17 protein-coding genes are annotated in these 17,032 nt (G+C 40.3%); 16 read left to right on the top strand and 1 reads right to left on the bottom strand.

The window, feature by feature from the left end:
- Positions 1-88 precede the first annotated feature (88 nt).
- The 12 genes from FD44_RS04225 to FD44_RS04170 all read left to right on the top strand — a co-directional run bounded on the left by FD44_RS04225 (position 89) and on the right by FD44_RS04170 (position 13,491).
- Positions 89-1,117 (top strand): sugar-binding transcriptional regulator, encoded by a 1,029-nt coding sequence (locus FD44_RS04225; protein WP_010620578.1) that lies wholly within the window; start codon positions 89-91, stop codon positions 1,115-1,117.
- A gap of 66 nt (positions 1,118-1,183) precedes the next feature.
- A complete protein-coding gene (gene gap, locus FD44_RS04220) occupies positions 1,184-2,194 on the top strand; it encodes a type I glyceraldehyde-3-phosphate dehydrogenase (protein ID WP_010620579.1) in 1,011 nt (336 codons plus the stop codon).
- Between the two features lie 98 nt (positions 2,195-2,292).
- A complete protein-coding gene (locus tag FD44_RS04215; RefSeq protein WP_010620580.1) occupies positions 2,293-3,495 on the top strand; it encodes a phosphoglycerate kinase in 1,203 nt (400 codons plus the stop codon).
- A gap of 116 nt (positions 3,496-3,611) precedes the next feature.
- On the top strand, positions 3,612-4,367 hold the full coding sequence (gene tpiA, locus FD44_RS04210) for a triose-phosphate isomerase (RefSeq protein WP_010620581.1): 756 nt from the start codon (positions 3,612-3,614) through the stop codon (positions 4,365-4,367).
- A gap of 92 nt (positions 4,368-4,459) precedes the next feature.
- The gene (gene eno / locus FD44_RS04205; protein WP_010620582.1) at positions 4,460-5,779 is read left to right on the top strand and encodes a phosphopyruvate hydratase; all 1,320 of its coding nucleotides are present in this window, start codon (positions 4,460-4,462) and stop codon (positions 5,777-5,779) included.
- A gap of 72 nt (positions 5,780-5,851) precedes the next feature.
- Entirely contained in the window at positions 5,852-7,129 is a 1,278-nt protein-coding gene (locus FD44_RS04200; protein WP_010620583.1) for a hypothetical protein, read from the top strand.
- Positions 7,130-7,226: 97 nt separating this feature from the next.
- Complete coding sequence (gene secG, locus FD44_RS04195; protein WP_010620584.1) at positions 7,227-7,463, top strand: preprotein translocase subunit SecG; 237 nt, start codon at positions 7,227-7,229, stop codon at positions 7,461-7,463.
- Positions 7,464-7,531: 68 nt separating this feature from the next.
- Complete coding sequence (locus FD44_RS04190) at positions 7,532-8,287, top strand: alpha/beta hydrolase (protein ID WP_010620585.1); 756 nt, start codon at positions 7,532-7,534, stop codon at positions 8,285-8,287.
- A gap of 3 nt (positions 8,288-8,290) precedes the next feature.
- The gene (gene rnr / locus FD44_RS04185) at positions 8,291-10,636 is read left to right on the top strand and encodes a ribonuclease R (protein WP_010620586.1); all 2,346 of its coding nucleotides are present in this window, start codon (positions 8,291-8,293) and stop codon (positions 10,634-10,636) included.
- A 33-nt stretch (positions 10,637-10,669) separates the two neighbouring features.
- Entirely contained in the window at positions 10,670-11,143 is a 474-nt protein-coding gene (smpB, locus tag FD44_RS04180; protein ID WP_010620587.1) for an SsrA-binding protein SmpB, read from the top strand.
- Between the two features lie 219 nt (positions 11,144-11,362).
- Entirely contained in the window at positions 11,363-12,751 is a 1,389-nt protein-coding gene (locus FD44_RS04175; protein WP_235786633.1) for an ABC transporter substrate-binding protein/permease, read from the top strand.
- Positions 12,748-13,491 carry an amino acid ABC transporter ATP-binding protein gene (locus FD44_RS04170; protein WP_010620589.1) on the top strand — a complete coding sequence of 248 codons (744 nt, stop codon included), beginning with the start codon at positions 12,748-12,750 and terminating at the stop codon, positions 13,489-13,491. Before FD44_RS04175 ends, FD44_RS04170 begins: the two co-directional genes overlap by 4 nt.
- Before the next feature lie 29 nt (positions 13,492-13,520).
- Here FD44_RS04170 and FD44_RS04165 read toward each other — a convergent pair whose 3' ends face one another.
- Positions 13,521-14,096, bottom strand: coding sequence for an LURP-one-related/scramblase family protein (locus FD44_RS04165; protein WP_010620590.1), 576 nt, complete (start codon positions 14,094-14,096; stop codon positions 13,521-13,523).
- 120 nt (positions 14,097-14,216) lie between these two features.
- Here FD44_RS04165 and FD44_RS04160 point away from each other — a divergent pair, with 120 nt between their 5' ends.
- From FD44_RS04160 to FD44_RS04145, 4 genes are all read left to right on the top strand, one after another.
- Positions 14,217-14,918, top strand: coding sequence for a uracil-DNA glycosylase (locus FD44_RS04160; protein WP_010620591.1), 702 nt, complete (start codon positions 14,217-14,219; stop codon positions 14,916-14,918).
- A 57-nt stretch (positions 14,919-14,975) separates the two neighbouring features.
- Complete coding sequence (gene pta / locus FD44_RS04155) at positions 14,976-15,947, top strand: phosphate acetyltransferase (RefSeq protein ID WP_010620592.1); 972 nt, start codon at positions 14,976-14,978, stop codon at positions 15,945-15,947.
- A 66-nt stretch (positions 15,948-16,013) separates the two neighbouring features.
- On the top strand, positions 16,014-16,490 hold the full coding sequence (gene tsaE / locus FD44_RS04150; RefSeq protein ID WP_033445284.1) for a tRNA (adenosine(37)-N6)-threonylcarbamoyltransferase complex ATPase subunit type 1 TsaE: 477 nt from the start codon (positions 16,014-16,016) through the stop codon (positions 16,488-16,490).
- Positions 16,450-16,998, top strand: a complete 549-nt coding sequence (locus tag FD44_RS04145; protein WP_010620594.1) for a GNAT family N-acetyltransferase — start codon at positions 16,450-16,452, stop codon at positions 16,996-16,998. Before tsaE ends, FD44_RS04145 begins: the two co-directional genes overlap by 41 nt.
- Positions 16,999-17,032: the final 34 nt, after the last annotated feature.

Raw genomic sequence — 17,032 nt, 5'->3', positions numbered from 1 at the left:
ACAAGGCATTGCCTTATTTTTTTGGGTATGATGGGTCGCCTCAGGACGTGGACGGTCGTTTTGTGTCCCACTAGAGGAGTTGACAACTTTGCAAGAAGAATGGCAGTGGCTTAATAAGATTGTCCCGGATATGCAGGATAAATTAATCAACCGGTACCGATTTTTAGATGCAATCAGTCGCTTTCAACCCATCGGTAGAAGAACGCTAGCGACAAAAATGCGTGTGACTGAGCGAGTCATGAGAACCGAAACCGAATTACTCAAGGAGTTCAATCTGATTTCAATCGATAAGATTGGGATGCAAACAACTTCCGAGGGCATACAAGTACTGGCTAAGTTAAAAGGAACAATTGATTTGTTGTTGGGTCGAAAACACAGAGCAGAGCAATTAAGATCCTGTCTTGGAATTGCACGGTGCTTGATAGTATCTGGTAATGCAGATACTCAGCCAGAAGTGCTTTCAGCGATGGGAAAGGCCGCAAGCGACTTGTTGCAAGATGAGTTGCCGTTAGGACCGTCCGTTGTTTCGGTTATGGGTGGGTCGACAATGGTCAGCGTTGCTGAGTGTTTAACCCCGGCTTTGGCTCGAAATCGGGAACTAACTTTTGTCCCGGCTCGTGGTGGAATTGGTGAAGCACCTGCACTGCAGGCGAACACCATTAGCGCTAAAATGGCGGAACAAACGGGTAGTCAATATCATTCACTATTTATACCTGAATCAATTAGTCAGGAAGCAATTGACTCTTTGAGATTGGATCCGGGCATAAGAGATGTGATGAAACTTATTAAGTCCAGTAACATTGTAATTCATGGTATTGGTGAAGCAATTCAAATGGCCAAACGGCGACAAATGTCGCCTGAGCTAATTGAAACGCTGAAAAAAAGGCAAGCGGTTGGAGAGGCTTTTGGGTACTTTTTTGATAAAAGTGGTCAAATAGTTTATAAGTTACCAAGAATTGGTCTTCAACTTGAGGATCTTGCCGAAATGGATTTTGTACTTGCTGTTGCTGGTGGCCCCCAAAAAGCCGCGGCAATTCAGGCATATGCAAAAATTGCTCCGAAACAGACGTGGTTAATCACGGATGAAGGAGCTGCTGACACGATTTTAAAAAAGTGATACTATATCATTTGTGTTACTTTTTAAAAATAATATTTTCTAACTTCCTAAGGAGGAAATCTTAGTATGACTGTAAAAATTGGTATTAATGGTTTTGGACGGATTGGCCGTTTAGCATTCAAGCGAATCCACCAACTACACTCTGACGAAATTGAAGTCGTTGCAATTAACGACTTGACAACCCCATCAATGTTGGCTTACTTATTAAAGTATGATTCAACACATGGTCGTTTCCCAGGCGAAGTTTCATCAACGGACAAGGGTATTGTTGTTGATGGAAAGGAATATCCTGTATATGCTGAACCAAAGGCACAGAACATTCCTTGGGTTAAGAATGATGGCGTTGATTTTGTTCTTGAATGTACTGGTTTCTACACTTCAGAAGAAAAGTCACAAGCTCACCTTGACGCTGGCGTAAAGCGTGTACTAGTTTCAGCACCTGCTGGCGATGTTCGTACAGTTGTTGCTGGTGTTAACTTGGATACACTTGAAGCAGGCGACAAGATCGTTTCTGCTGGCTCATGTACCACTAACTGTTTAGCACCTATGGCATACTTCTTGAACGAAGACTTCGGAATTAAAGCTGGTACAATGACGACTATTCATGCCTTCACTGCTACTCAACAAATTCTTGATGGCCCTCGAGGCAAAAAGATGCGTAACAACCGTACTGCAAGCATTAACACGATTCCTCACTCAACTGGTGCCGCAAAGGCTATCGGTTTGGTTATCCCTGAATTAAAGGGTAAGTTACAAGGACATGCACAACGTGTTGCTGTTGTTGACGGTTCTTTGACTGAACTTGTTTCTGTATTGGACAAGAAGGTTACTGCTGATGAAATCAACAGTGCTATGAAGAAGCATACACTTAACAACGATGCATACGGCTGGAACGAAGACGAAATCGTTTCTACTGATATCATCGATGACGATCATGGTTCAGTATTTGACCCAACTCAAACTGAAGTAACAACTAATGGTGATACTCAATTAGTTAAGACTGTTGCTTGGTATGACAACGAATGGGGCTTTACTTGCAACATGGTTCGTACATTGTTGAAGTTTGCAACTCTTTAATTTAATAATGTAATCAAATTGGAAAGGTGGGGGAGGTAACTTCTCCGCTTTTTTAATAATTAGAATAATAACTATCAATTTTTTTGGAGGTCATTCAATTGGCAAAATTAACTGTTTCTGATTTAGCCTTAGAAGGCAAAAAAGTTTTAATGCGTGTCGACTTTAATGTCCCAATTAAAGACGGCGTTATCGGTAACGATAACCGAATTCAAGCTGCATTACCAACCATTAACTATGTTATCGAACATGGTGGTAAGGCTGTCCTTTTCTCTCATCTTGGCCGAATCAAAAAGGAAGATGACAAGAAGTCACTTTCAATGCGTCCAGTTGCAGAAAGATTATCAAATCTTTTAAACAAGCCAGTTACCTTCGTTCCCGTTACTGAAGGCAAACAGTTGGAAGACGCAATTAATAAGATGAATAACGGCGAAGTTCTCGTTGTTGAAAACACCCGTTTTGAAGATGTTAAAGACGGGGAATACGTTAAACGTGAATCTGGCAACGATCCTGAGTTAGGTAAGTACTGGGCCTCATTGGGTGACGTATTTATCAACGATGCTTTTGGAACTGCGCACCGTAGCCATGCATCAAACGTTGGTATTGCTTCAAACATGGGTCAAACTGCTGCCGGTTTCTTAATGGAAAAAGAAATTAAGTTTATTGGTGGAGCTGTATCAAATCCCGAGCATCCATTTGTCGCTATCCTTGGTGGTGCCAAAGTTTCCGATAAGATCGGAGTCATTGACAACTTATTAAGCAAAGCTGATAAAGTAATTATTGGTGGCGGAATGACTTACACCTTCTATGCTGCAAAGGGTATGAAGATTGGTAATTCATTAGTTGAAGAAGACAAAATTGACCTTGCTAAGCAAATTATGGACAAAGCTGGCGATAAATTAGTTCTTCCTGTCGACTCAATTGTTGCTGAAAAGTTCTCTAATGATGTTCCAAGCAAGACAGTTGAAGGCGATATTCCTGATGGCTACATGGCACTTGATATTGGACCAAAGTCAGTTCAAGACTTTGAGGCCGTTCTTAAGGATGCTAAGTTAGTTGTTTGGAACGGCCCAATGGGTGTGTTCGAAATGAGTAACTATGCTGAAGGAACTCTTGAAATTGGTAAGTTCTTGGGCGATTTAAGCAACGCTACTACAATTGTTGGTGGTGGAGACTCAACAGCTGCCGTTCAACAACTTGGCGTTTCTGATAAATTAACTCATATTTCTACCGGTGGTGGCGCATCACTTGAATACCTTGAAGGTAAGACTTTACCAGGTATTGCTGCTATTAGCGAAAAGTAATTTCAAACCAGACTTACGATAAGTAGGTCTGGTTTTTATATATGACTGGATTAAGTAAAGCGTTTTCGGTAGAATGAGCAAGTAAACTAAATTTCTTCTTGAAAGGAAGTTATATCGTGCGGATACCACTCATTGCGGGTAATTGGAAAATGAATAAAACTGTCACTGAGGCAGTTGATTTCATCACTCAAGTAACCGATAAACTGCCAGCTCCGAATGAAATTGAAACGGCAATAGCGGCACCAGCAATTTTGTTAAAATCGATGATGGACGCAAATACTGGGGACCGACTTCAGATCGCTGCAGAGAATTGTTATTATGAGAATGAGGGTGCTTATACTGGCGAAACAAGTCCAATGGCGTTAAAAGACATGGGACTTCACTATGTCATTATTGGGCACTCGGAACGGCGTCGCTACTTTAATGAAACAGATGATATTATTAACCGGAAAGTCCATGCGGTTTTTGATAATAAGATGATTCCAATCCTCTGTTGCGATGAAACGATGGGCCGACGAGAATCTGGTGAAGATATTCATTGGGTTGTCAGTCAAGTTACTGCAGCGCTAAAGGGAGTTAGTCCTGAAGAAGCTGAACACTTGATTATTGCATATGAGCCAAGTTGGGCAATTGGAAGTGGTAAATCGGCTTCTGCTGACCAAGCAGAGGATGGTTGTTATTTAATTCGGCAAACAGTTGCGGATATTTACAGCGATGAAATTGCCAATCAAGTACGTGTCTTATACGGTGGTAGCGTCAATCCAGAAAATGTTTCCGGCATCATGAATAAGGACAATATTGATGGCGTTCTTGCTGGTGGCGCAAGTTTGGATGAGAAAACGTTTTTACAACTAGTTCAATATAAAAAATAAGTAAAATATAATTGCAAGTTCAGTAGTAAACTTATAAAATGGTAATCGGGATGTTTTCCCGTTAGGCAATAAAATCATAAGGAGAGAATACAATGTCAATTATTTCTGATATTTATGCTCGTGAGGTTTTAGACTCACGAGGCAATCCGACCGTTGAAGTCGAATTATATACTGAAGCTGGTGCTATGGGCCGTGGAATCGTTCCTTCTGGTGCATCTACTGGTGAACATGAAGCTGTTGAATTACGTGATGGCGACAAAGATCGTTTTGGCGGCAAGGGTGTTACGAAGGCCGTTGACAACGTTAATAACATTATCGCAAAAGAAATTGTGGGTTACGATGTAACTGACCAAGTTGCAATTGACAAGGCCATGATCAAGCTTGATGGTACGCCTAACAAGGGTAAGCTCGGTGCAAACGCAATCTTAGGTGTTTCACTTGCAGCCGCTCGTGCAGCCGCTGACGAACTAGAAACACCATTATATAACTACTTAGGTGGCTTTAATGGCCATGTATTACCTACTCCAATGATGAACGTTATCAATGGTGGTAAGCATGCCAACAACAAGGTTGATTTCCAAGAATTCATGATCATGCCTGTTGGTGCACCTTCTGTTAAAGAAGCAATCCGTATGGGTGCAGAAACTTTCCATAGCTTAAAAGCTATCTTGAACGAACGCGGTTACTCAACTGCTGTTGGTGACGAAGGTGGATTTGCTCCTGATTTGAAGAATAACGAGGAACCATTTGATATTCTTGTTGAAGCTATCCAACGTGCCGGCTACAAGCCAGGTAAAGATGTTGCGATTGCCTTTGACTGTGCTGCATCAGAATTCTACAACACAGACACAAAGACTTACGACTTAGTTGGTGACGGTAAGTCATACAATGCTGATGAGTTCGTATCATTACTTGAGAGTATCGTTGACAAGTATCCAGTTATCTCAATCGAAGATCCTTTGGATGAAAACGAATGGGAAGACTGGCAAATGGCAACTGATCGTCTTGGTAAGAAAGTCCAAATCGTTGGTGATGATTTATTTGTTACTAACACGGACTACCTTGAAAAGGGTATCAAGATGGGCGTTGCAAACTCAATCTTAATCAAGCTTAACCAAATCGGTACTTTAACTGAAACAGTTGAAGCTGTTGAAATGGCTAAAGAAGCTGGTTACACTGCCATCATTTCTCACCGTTCAGGTGAAACTGAAGACACAACCATTTCTGACTTAGTTGTTGCTTTGAATGCTGGCCAAATTAAGACTGGTTCAATGAGTCGTGGCGAACGTATCGCTAAGTACAACCAATTAATGAGAATTGAAGATCAACTTGGTACTGTCTCAGAGTATAAGGGTGTTAACTCATTCTATAACTTGAGCGACCAAGCTCGTGATGCTATTCAAAGTAAATAATCAACTTTATAAATAAAGTTTGATGATTTTTGAAACCTTCTTCGTAATTAATCTTACGAAGGAGGTTTTTTTATGAATAAATTTAAAGTAGTTTCGGCAATGGTTTTAGGAACATGTGCATTCAGTCAAATGGTGGTCAACGCTCATGCGGATGAAAAAACGTATCATGTTACGGTGAATGCAGTTGGACGGGTGGTCAACACGGATGGGAGCAAGCAAGATATTCAACTTGATTCAGTCCAAAAGGATCTTCCAGCAGGAAAGCAGGATAACCCTCTAGGGGAAATCAAAAATTATACAAGAAAATCCAGCACAATATTTATTACCTCTAGTAAGGAGGATCAAGTCTATAGTAGTTTTTACGATGGAAATCCTGCAACACCAAGCGTTAAATATCAGTTAATTCAAAATGATGGAACTGAGGCCAAGGATGGCATCAAACCCGAGTCAAAATTTAAAACGGCAACGGTGGGTGGCAAATATAATACTGATGAACTGACGGATGAATCATTGGCAAACTATGAGCTATTAAATCCAGACAGTAAAAAGGGAATCATTTCTGATCCAAACCAGGTGATTGTTCTGAGATACAAACTCGCTGGAGAGCCAAAGAAAGAATCAGAGGACGATAAAGATAAAGGTGACCTTATAGCGGAAATTACGAAGCCTGTTTTACCTGATGAAAAAGATGATGAAACTAGCTCAGAAAAAGAATCAGACAAACCTGCTAGCATTGATCAAGACACTCAAACGACATTACCGGACAAGGTTGAATTGATTGATTCCGGTGTCCAAACAGGTGGTTCGGTCAAGCCAGCTGGAGTTGATTCAGATTCGAAAACAGATGAGCTACCTAATTTGGATAAGGTATTTGGCATTGATGCTGACACGCAAACAAATGAAGAGGTTAAGAAAAATGAAGTAGTCCAACCGGAACGCAAAATTTCAATCCTTAAAGAGTTCAAACCTAACGATGTGACAAGCAACAAAATGGAACAGGAGCCACTCACCCCATCAATTTCAAAGCCAACTAAATCAGTCAAATCAACTTTAGGTACAACAAATAAAAAATTAACCAAAAAAGATCAGAAAAAGCAATTAAAATCAAAAAATAGCAATACTGACAAAAAGACGAAAGCTAAAAGTAGTTTAAATCATGATTCACTATCTTCAACCCAAGAACCAGTTGAAGGTAATCATGATTCGGCAACTCAGAGCCTTGGTCAAAAATCAAAATTGCCACAAACCAGTGAAAATAGACTAACCAAGTTTACATCGCTAATCGGAATTAGTATTTTGGCATTCCTAGGGTTAGCCGATCGTATTTATAAAAAACGTGGTGTACAGTAAGCGTAATTTACGCAGTTGATACTGGAATTCTTCCTTTATTTATGATAGATTAGTATCAGTGTTATCAGACCTATTGCAATGTCTAGGAGGCATTTCTTTGTATAATTTATTAATGACAATTTTGTTAGTTGTGAGCGTGTTGATTATTATCGCCGTTATGATGCAACCTTCAAAACAAAGTGACGCTATGTCTGCTTTAAGCGGTGGCGCAGACGAGTTATTCTCAAAACAAAAAGCACGAGGCTTTGAAGCTTTTATGCAGAAAGTTACAACTGTCCTTGGAATTGTTTTCTTTGTGGATGCACTCGCATTGGTTTATTTATCTTCACACTAGTCAGTTGAACCTCCTGTGATTTGATTACAGGAGGTTTTTTATACATATTCAGGTAAGGGAGTAGGATGATGTTTAAAGCACAGAAACCATTTTTATTTGAACATGGACCAAGGGCTGTCATCCTACTCCATGCATATGCAAGTGGACCAAACGATGTTCGATTACTTGCTCGGACGTTGGAACATGAGAATTATACCGTATTTGCACCATTATTTACGGGACATTCAACTGGGGAACCGCTTGATATCTTGAGGCTTGGGGACCCTAACGTATGGTGGCAAGATGTTAAGGCTGCGATTGAATATCTAAGGAAAAAAGGATATCAATCGATTAGCATTTTTGGGCTTTCACTTGGCGGAGCGTACGCCATTAAAGCTCTAGAAATGGATAATCAGTTAGTTGCTGGTGGATCTTTTAGTGCACCGGTTTTGACAGAAAGTTTTAGTGATATTTCAGACGAATTTTATCGACTCGCTGATATGACATATAACGCCCAGGAACTAAACGAAACTGAAAAGTTAGGTCGAATTGCTCAAATCAGGCAACAATTACCGGATCAATTGGCATTAATTGATGCGGAAACGGCAAATATTGCCGCACATCTAAGTGATATTTCACAACCAACTTTTGTGGCACAGGGCGGTGCTGACGAGTTGGTGAGTCCTGAAAGTGGTAAGTTACTTTCAGAGGAACTTAATCATTCAGACGTCTCATTTAAGTGGTACGAGACGGCTGGACACGCATTAACGGTAAATAGTGCACACAAACAATTAGAGGCTGACATAAGTCAGTTTCTGAAATCAATCTATAGTGATGAGGAATAAAAAGTGCAAGATAATAATTTAAAAAATCAAATAATCGGGTTGTTACAAAATAACCCAGAAAAAAGCTACTCAGTTGAAGAAATCTCAGATGCCTTACGTTATCATGGTTCAGCGGCATTTAAGTTAATTGTTCAGGAGCTAGCCGTTCTAGAACGTGAGAAGCAAAGTATTGTAACGGGGACTGGCAAATTTCAGCTAAACCCTGCAGCTCTGGTATTATCAGGTATTTTTCATGGTAATGATAAGGGCTTTGGCTTTGTGTCCTATAGTGAAGTTGAATCTGATGCCTTTATTGCACCGGACAATACACTTAGTGCGCTTAACGGAGACGAAGTCGAAATGGAGATTGTGCGTCGTGCAGATCCCCATTCTGACAAGGGTCCAGAAGGAAAAGTCACGAAAATCATCACTCACCACTATGATCATGTTGTGGGAGAATTTCAAAAGACTGATGATGACCAAGGGTATTATGGTCAAATAAGACTTACTGATAAGAAGTTGAAGAGATTCAAGTTCTATGTAACGGACGTTGGATTAAAGCCAACACCTGGTGAAGTTGTGACAGCAGATATTACTGAATATCCTAATAGTCAACATCCACTCGCTATGGTCGGAGTTGCAAATCAAGTTATCGGTAGTGTTGACGATCCAGGAATTGATATTCTTCAGATTGTCTATGCGCATGATATTCCAGCAGAATTCCCTGAGGATGTTTTACAGGAAGCAGATTCAATTCCAGATCACGTGACTGAGGAAGAAATGGCCGGCAGAGAAGACATCACTGATCAAAAATTAGTTACGATTGATGGTGAATCATCAAAAGACTTGGATGATGCTGTGACGGCTTGGAAACTGCCTAATGGTAATTTCCATCTAGGCGTCCATATTGCTGATGTTTCCCACTACGTTAAAGAGGGATCACTGCTTGATCAAGAGGCATTCAAACGAGGAACCAGTGTTTATCTGACGGATCGGGTTATTCCGATGTTGCCTAGACGACTCTCAAACGGAATCTGTTCGCTTAATGAAGGCGTTTTGCGACTTTGTATGAGTTGTGAAATGGAGATTGACCAAGAAGGTAACGTCATTAAGCACCGGATTCATCCAAGTGTGATGAAGTCTACTGCTCGTATGACCTACACAGCGGTCAACCAAATTCTTGAAGCCCATGATGACAAAACCAGAGATGAGTACGCTGAATTAGTACCAATGTTTGAAACAATGGGTGCTTTACACAAAATCTTGTATAAGCATCGTAAGCGCCGTGGCGCAATTGACTTTGATGACCGTGAAGCAGAAATTATTGTGGATGAAAAAGGTCATGCAGTCGACATTAAGCTTCGAGTTCGTGGTTTGGCTGAAAGAATGATTGAATCATTTATGTTAGCCGCAAACGAAACAGTCGCTCAGAACTATGATCAAGCAAAGGCACCGTTCATTTACCGTGTTCATGAAACACCAGATGCTGATCGAATTAAAAGTTTCTTTGAGTTCTTGACGGCATTTGGTGTTAACGTCAAGGGAGATCCAGCTCACTTACGTCCTAAAACGATGCAAGGAATCTTGAAGCAGGTTGCAGGCAAGCCTGAGGAGGCAGTTGTTTCCGTCATGATGCTTCGCAGTTTGAAGCAGGCAAGATATACGGATCAATCGCTTGGACATTTTGGATTGGGAGCGGACTTTTATACCCACTTCACGTCACCAATTCGACGATATCCAGATACTATGGTTCATCGACTAATTCACTACTATGAAGAAAATGGCATAACCAAGCAATCTAAGGCAAAATATGGTGGATTACTTGACGAAATTGCCACTCGTTCTTCAGAAAATGAGCGACGTGCGGTTGACGCTGAGCGAGACACAGACGCCATGAAGAAAGCTGAATACATGGCAGATCACGTTGGCGAAGAATTTGTTGCCACTATCAGCTCGGTTATGAAATTTGGGATGTTTATTGAATTGGACAACACGGTTGAAGGTTTGGTTCATATTAGTAGAATGCAGGATGATTACTACGAGTATGTTGAACAGTACCTGGCACTAGTTGGCCGTAATACAAAACGAACTTATCGAATCGGACAAACTGTTAAGGTTAAAGTTGTCAATGTAGATAAGGAACAGAGTGCAGTTGATTTTGATCTGGTAAATCCTGAAGAAACACCAACCAGTGATTTACTTCCAAAGCGCCCATCTCATTCGCGCGGACCCAGACGTGGTAATGGTGGTTCACACAAACCGGGTCAGTCACATTCAAGTAATCAACATTCCGCACAGCACGGAAATAATCGACCAAATGATAAAAGCAGATCTAATCGAAACGGATCTAATCAAGGTCGGCGAAAATAAAGCGTCGCATCCATTTATATCGAGGTGACGAATTTGGCAAAAAAGAAAACGAAACAAAATGATGACAATGTATTAGCTCAAAACAAGAAGGCCAGGCACGATTATAATATTTTAGAAACTGTCGAGGCTGGCGTTGTTTTGACTGGTACTGAAATTAAGTCTGCCCGTGAGAGACGACTTAATTTAAAGGATGGGTTTGCACAGATTCGAAACGGTGAGGCCTGGCTCGTAAATGTTCACATTAGTGAATATGATCAGGGAAACCGATTCAATCACGATCCGTTGCGAAATCGAAAGTTGTTGCTCCATAAGAAAGAAATTAAAAAGCTCGGAACGATGACAATGGACAAAGGGATTACCATTGTTCCCCTTAAAGTTTATCTGAAAAAGGGTTTTGCCAAAGTTTTGTTAGGAGTTGGCGAAGGTAAGCACGAGTATGATAAACGAGAAACCATCAAGCGTCGAGATCAAGATCGACAAATTGCGAGAGTTCTCAAGCACTATTGATGATTTAAGCCATGAAATAACTTTCATGGCTTTTTTTGTGCACTTAACCTAACATGACGTCCAATATTTTAATTTGATTTTAATAAAACTATCGCATTTTCACAAAATGTATGTTATGTTTTATAACATGAAATTCATTTCAAGAAATGAGGTCGTTTTATGAGAAGCAAATATTGGGTTATTATTTTAAGCTTTTGTTTGACACTCGTATGGCTGGTAATGGGTAATGCCCAAAAGGTTTCTGCCGCTAGCGAGCCTAATTATACGATTGCAACAGATGCAACTTATGCGCCATTTGAATTTCGGGCAGATAATGGTAGTTATCGAGGAATCGATATGGACTTATTGAAGGAAATTTCAAAGAAGGAGCATTTTACATACAAATTAAAGCCAATGAGCTTTAACGCATGTGTACAAGCACTTGAGGCAAAACAAGTGGATGGCGTTATTGCCGGCATGAATATTACCAGTGAACGACGAGTACAATTTGATTTCTCCGAACCGTATTATTCTTCAGGAGAAGTAATGGCTGTTGGTAAGAAAAGTAAAATTAAAACATATAAGCAATTAAAGGGCAAAACAGTGGCTTTAAAAACAGGAACAACGGCTGCAGAATATGGGAAATCATTGCAGTCTAAATATGGGTTTAAAATTAAGTATTTTAACGATTCGAATACCATGTATAATGATGTTAAAGTTGGCAATTCAGTTGCATGCTTTGAAGATTATCCTGTGATGGCTTACGGAATTAAAAATGGAGATGGGCTTAAAATTGTCACGAAGCCTCAGCAAGCTGGTAAGTACGGTTTTGCCGTGAAGAAAGGTGAGAACGCCTTACTTCTTAGCAAATTCAATAAAGGGCTGAAGGCAGCAAAAAAGGATGGCACGTACAAAAAAATCGTTGATCGATATCTTTCATCAAAGAAATCTAAATTAACGACTGATTCAAAATCTAGCAGAACTTTCATTGGGTTAGTTAAAACGAATCGAGCAGCTCTATTACATGGTTTAGTTCTAACGCTTGAATTAACAGTTGTTTCAATTTTCTTTGCGACAATCTTAGGAATTATTCTGGGAGTTTTGGGTGTTATTCCAAATCGGATTGCAAAGGGCATAGCGGCAGTCATTATTTATCTCTTCCGAGGGATGCCACTCATGGTTCTAGCATTTTTCATTTATATTGGGCTTCCCAACCTAACTGGAAATAAGATACCTGCGCTAGTCGCCGGAATAATTGCATTAACGCTTAACGAAGGGGCCTATACCGGTGCGTTTGTAAGGGGTGGATTCCTAGCTGTGGATAAGGGCCAAATGGAAGCTGCAAGGTCGTTAGGCTTACCATATGGAAAGGCAATGAGACGGGTTATCATGCCTCAAGGATTACGGATTATGGTGCCATCATTTGTAAACCAGTTCATCATTACTTTAAAGGACACGTCAATTCTTTCCGTTATTGGCCTGTTTGAATTAACCGAAACAGGAACAGTGATTATTTCAAGAAATATGGAAGGGTTCAAAATTTGGACGATAATTGCGATTATCTATATTGTTATCATTACGTTGCTCACTTGGCTATCCAACTGGGTTGAAAGAAGGACACAAGTATGAACGAACAGTTAAAGGTATCAGTTAAAGAACTCCATAAAAGTTATGGCAACAATGAGGTGTTAAGTGGCATTAATTTAGAAGTTGCTCCCAAAGAAGTTGTTTGTGTGATTGGACCTTCTGGTTCAGGAAAATCAACTTTATTGCGGTGTTTGAACGGCCTTGAACAAATAAATTCTGGCATCATTGAAATCAATGGATACAATCTTGTGGATAAAAAAACCGATATAAATAAGGTCCGACAAAATATCGGCATGGTTTTTCAGCATTTCAATCTGTTCCCACATTTATCAGTGATTGAGAATATTATGCTGGCACCCGTTCAACTAAAAAAATTAACAAAAGTTGATGCCAAAAAACGTGCTGTGCGCTTGCTTGATCAGGTTGGACTATCAGACAAGGCAGATGTGAAGCCTGCTTCGCTATCTGGTGGACAGGAGCAGCGAGTGGCCATCGCACGAGCTTTAGCAATGGAACCAGAGATTATGCTCTTTGATGAGCCAACGAGTGCTTTGGATCCTGAAATGGTTGGCGATGTACTTGCCGTCATGAAGGATTTAGCGACAAACGGGATGACGATGGTTGTCGTTACTCACGAAATGGGATTTGCTAAAGAAGTGGCCGACCGAGTGGCTTTTATGGATGGCGGTAAAATTCAAGAGATTGGTACGCCGGATGAGGTGTTTAATCATCCACAAAATACCCGGACGCAAGATTTTTTGAGCAAAGTTATGAACGTGTAAAAAAATAGCCATTCGATAAAGTCGAATGACTATTTTTTATGGTCTTCATCTGAACAAGAGGTAATTCGATATTGAACTTGACCCAAATTTGTCCCGGGATTCAGACGAGATGCTATTCTATTTTTTAAAGGCTGATTACGGTGAGCCCAGTGATCAAGGATTGCCACAAGACAAACGCAAACGGGTTCATCTTCAATCTCGGAGATTACGAGCTCCTTATAATTGTGGCTACCATTATATTCGCCTGATTTAACAGACATAACAAGGTTCAATCCATGGTAAATCTTATAATCGCCCTTAAGCTGATTTCCGACTATAACCCAATTTAAGCCATGAACAAAGGTTAGTTCGTTTTGGAAGGCAATATGTTTAGAAACTGTTCCAACTTTATGCTGGTAAGCGTACAAATCAAACTTAGGAAATAGGCCAGTTGAAAGTTGTTTTAATTCGGCTACTAAACCACCGTGCATATTGTAAGCAGAAATGGAATCAGCAGCTATTCCCCATTTACCGATTAACAAATAAATGGATTGACGCTGTTCATCTCGGACAACAGCAGATTCTTGCGTTTTCAAACTAGATTGATTGATATAAAGCTTGCGCATAAGATCCCTCGTTTCTAGTTTAATAATACTACTAAAGACAGTTTATCATGAACGGAGAAATAAATCCGTTAATGTTATTTCGTGATAAATTATGATAGAATAAACCTTGAGGTGTTGGGAATGAAACCGTTTATTCATAATGACTGGTGGGAAGTACTTCAGCCGGAATTTGAGAAAGCTTATTATCAAAAATTGCATGCGTTTTTAAAGGAAGAGTATCAGAATTATGATATTCATCCGGATATGTTTCAAATTTTTGAAGCCTTCGAGTGGACGCCATATAGTCAGGTAAAGGTCGTTATTTTGGGTCAGGATCCATATCACGAACCACATCAAGCTCATGGCTTAAGTTTTTCAGTTTTACCTGGCGAAAAAATTCCCCCATCTTTGCGAAATATTTATAAAGAATTAGAGTCAGATCTTGGAATCAAACCAGTTAATCATGGTTATTTGGAAAAATGGGCGAAGCAGGGAGTGCTCTTACTGAATTCAGTGTTGACCGTGCGAAATGGTCAAGCGTTTTCGCATAAAGGTAAGGGATGGGAGCAGCTCACTGATGCTGCGATTCAAGCTTTGTCTCAACGCTCGGAACCCGTGGTCTTTATCTTGTGGGGAAGGGCAGCTCAAAATAAGATTAAGTTGATTGATACCAAGACGAACATTGTCATTGAATCGGTCCATCCGAGTCCGCTTTCGGCAAATCGTGGATTCTTTGGCTCAAAACCATTTTCTAAGACGAATATCGCCTTAAAATCAATGGGAGAAGCGCCGATTGATTGGCAATTGCCAGAACACGTTGAATTAACGCAATCTGACAAGTGAGTCCAAGCTATTTCTATAAGAGAGATTGAGAAATATTATTTAGTGGAGGCTTTGTACATGGAACTTTTTGATGGGTTAAAGCAGAAGATTAGCAAGCAAAAGAAAACAATCGTATTCCCTGAAGGGGAAGACGAACGGATTGTTGGTGCCGCAGTTAGATTAGCGGCAGACGATTTGGTAACGCCAATTGTTTTAGGTGACCCAGAACAGGTTAAAAAGCTTGCTGCAAGTCATAGTTGGGATTTAAGCAAGGTACAAGTGGTGGATCCTAAGGTGGCTGCTGATGATGCAATGTTACAGTCATTGGTAGAACGTCGTCACGGAAAGAACACTGAAGATCAGGCCAAAAAAATGCTTGAAGATCCTAATTATGTTGGAACGATGCTTGTTTATATGGATAAAGCAGATGGCATGGTTTCAGGTGCTAATCATCCAACCGGGGACACCGTTCGTCCTGCTTTACAAATTATCAAAACAAAGCCCGGCGTTAAACGAATTAGTGGTGCTTTTATTATGCAAAAGGGTGAAGAACGTTACGTCTTTGCTGACTGTGCCATTAATATTGAATTAGATGCTGCAGGTATGGCAGAGGTTGGCATTGAAAGTGCCCACACTGCTAAGGTCTTTGGTATCGATCCTAAGGTTGCATTACTTAGCTTCTCAACTAAGGGTTCAGCAAAGGGTGAAATGGTCACTAAGGTTGAAGAAGCAACTAAATTAGCACATGAACAAGCCCCTGATTTGGCGCTTGATGGCGAGCTACAGTTTGATGCAGCTTTCGTTCCATCAGTTGGCGAAAAGAAAGCTCCCGGTTCTAAGGTAGCTGGACATGCTAACGTATTTATTTTCCCTGAACTACAATCAGGTAATATTGGCTATAAAATTGCACAGCGTTTTGGCGGATTTGAAGCTATTGGTCCTATTTTACAAGGACTAAATAAGCCTGTCTCTGACCTTTCACGTGGTGCAAATGAAGAGGATGTATATAAAGTTGCCATTATCACTGCTGCGCAATCTTTTGATGCATAAATTTTAAGATAGTCCCTCAAAAGGCGCTCTTTTGGGAGGCTATTTTTAATTTTGGAGGAAGATAATTTGGATTATGAAGTTGAAGTAACAAATTCAGAACAGACATTTGAGCTTGGGAAAAAACTCGCACCATTCCTGTTGGCAAAGGATTTAATTTTACTAGACGGAGATCTTGGCGCTGGAAAAACGACCTTTACGAAGGGATTAGCGAGTGGTCTTGGCATTAAGAAAAACGTCAAAAGTCCTACTTTTACAATTATTCGCGAATATCAAGAGGGGCGATTGCCACTGTACCATATGGATGCTTACCGTCTTGAAGAAGGCGGCGCTGATGAACTTGGACTTGATGAGTATTTTAATGGCGATGGGGTTAACGTTGTTGAGTGGTCGAAGTTTATCAATGAAGATTTACCAGAAAATTACTTGAGAATTGTTTTTTTACGTGAGGATGATCAGGCAGAGAATGACCGAAAACTAATTTTAAAACCAAATGGCTCCAGATTTGAAGAAATCAGTCAAAAATTGGTACATTCAAATGAGTGAAGAAGTGACTGCGCGGGGAGTGGAAAGCGCTGATGCAGCAGCCTTAGTTGAGTTACTCAATAAGCTTCAATCGGAAACGGAAACAATTACCATTGATGAACAAATTCCAATGTTGTCCGTTCAAGAAGAAAGTGACCAATTGGAACTTATTAATCAATCACCTTTGGATCAGGTGATTGTTGCTGATTTTGACGGCAGTTTAATTGGTGTTGTAAGTCTGCAATGCACAGATTCCAAAAAAGCAGAAGCGGAATTAGGAGTTGGCGTCTTAAAAGAATTTTGGAATCAAGGGTTAGGGAGTATGTTAGTCGATGAAGCAATTTATTGGGCTCAGACGACGTCGAAGCTTCGTAAATTATGGCTGACGGTCATCGCCGAAAACGCCGCGGCAATTCATATCTATAAGCGCGCAGGCTTTGAAATCTTAAAAGCCGAGAAGATGCAACTGCCTGATGGCGAAAAAAAGAACACGATTATGATGAATTTATCCGTCAAAAAAGAGTTTTGATCAATATTAATAATGAAGTGAACCCCAAATATTG

The sequence above is a fragment of the Secundilactobacillus malefermentans DSM 5705 = KCTC 3548 genome, from assembly GCF_001436395.1.
Lineage (GTDB): Bacteria > Bacillota > Bacilli > Lactobacillales > Lactobacillaceae > Secundilactobacillus > Secundilactobacillus malefermentans.
The sequence above is the reverse complement of the archived record's forward strand: the minus strand, read 5'-3'. Positions and strand labels throughout refer to the sequence as shown.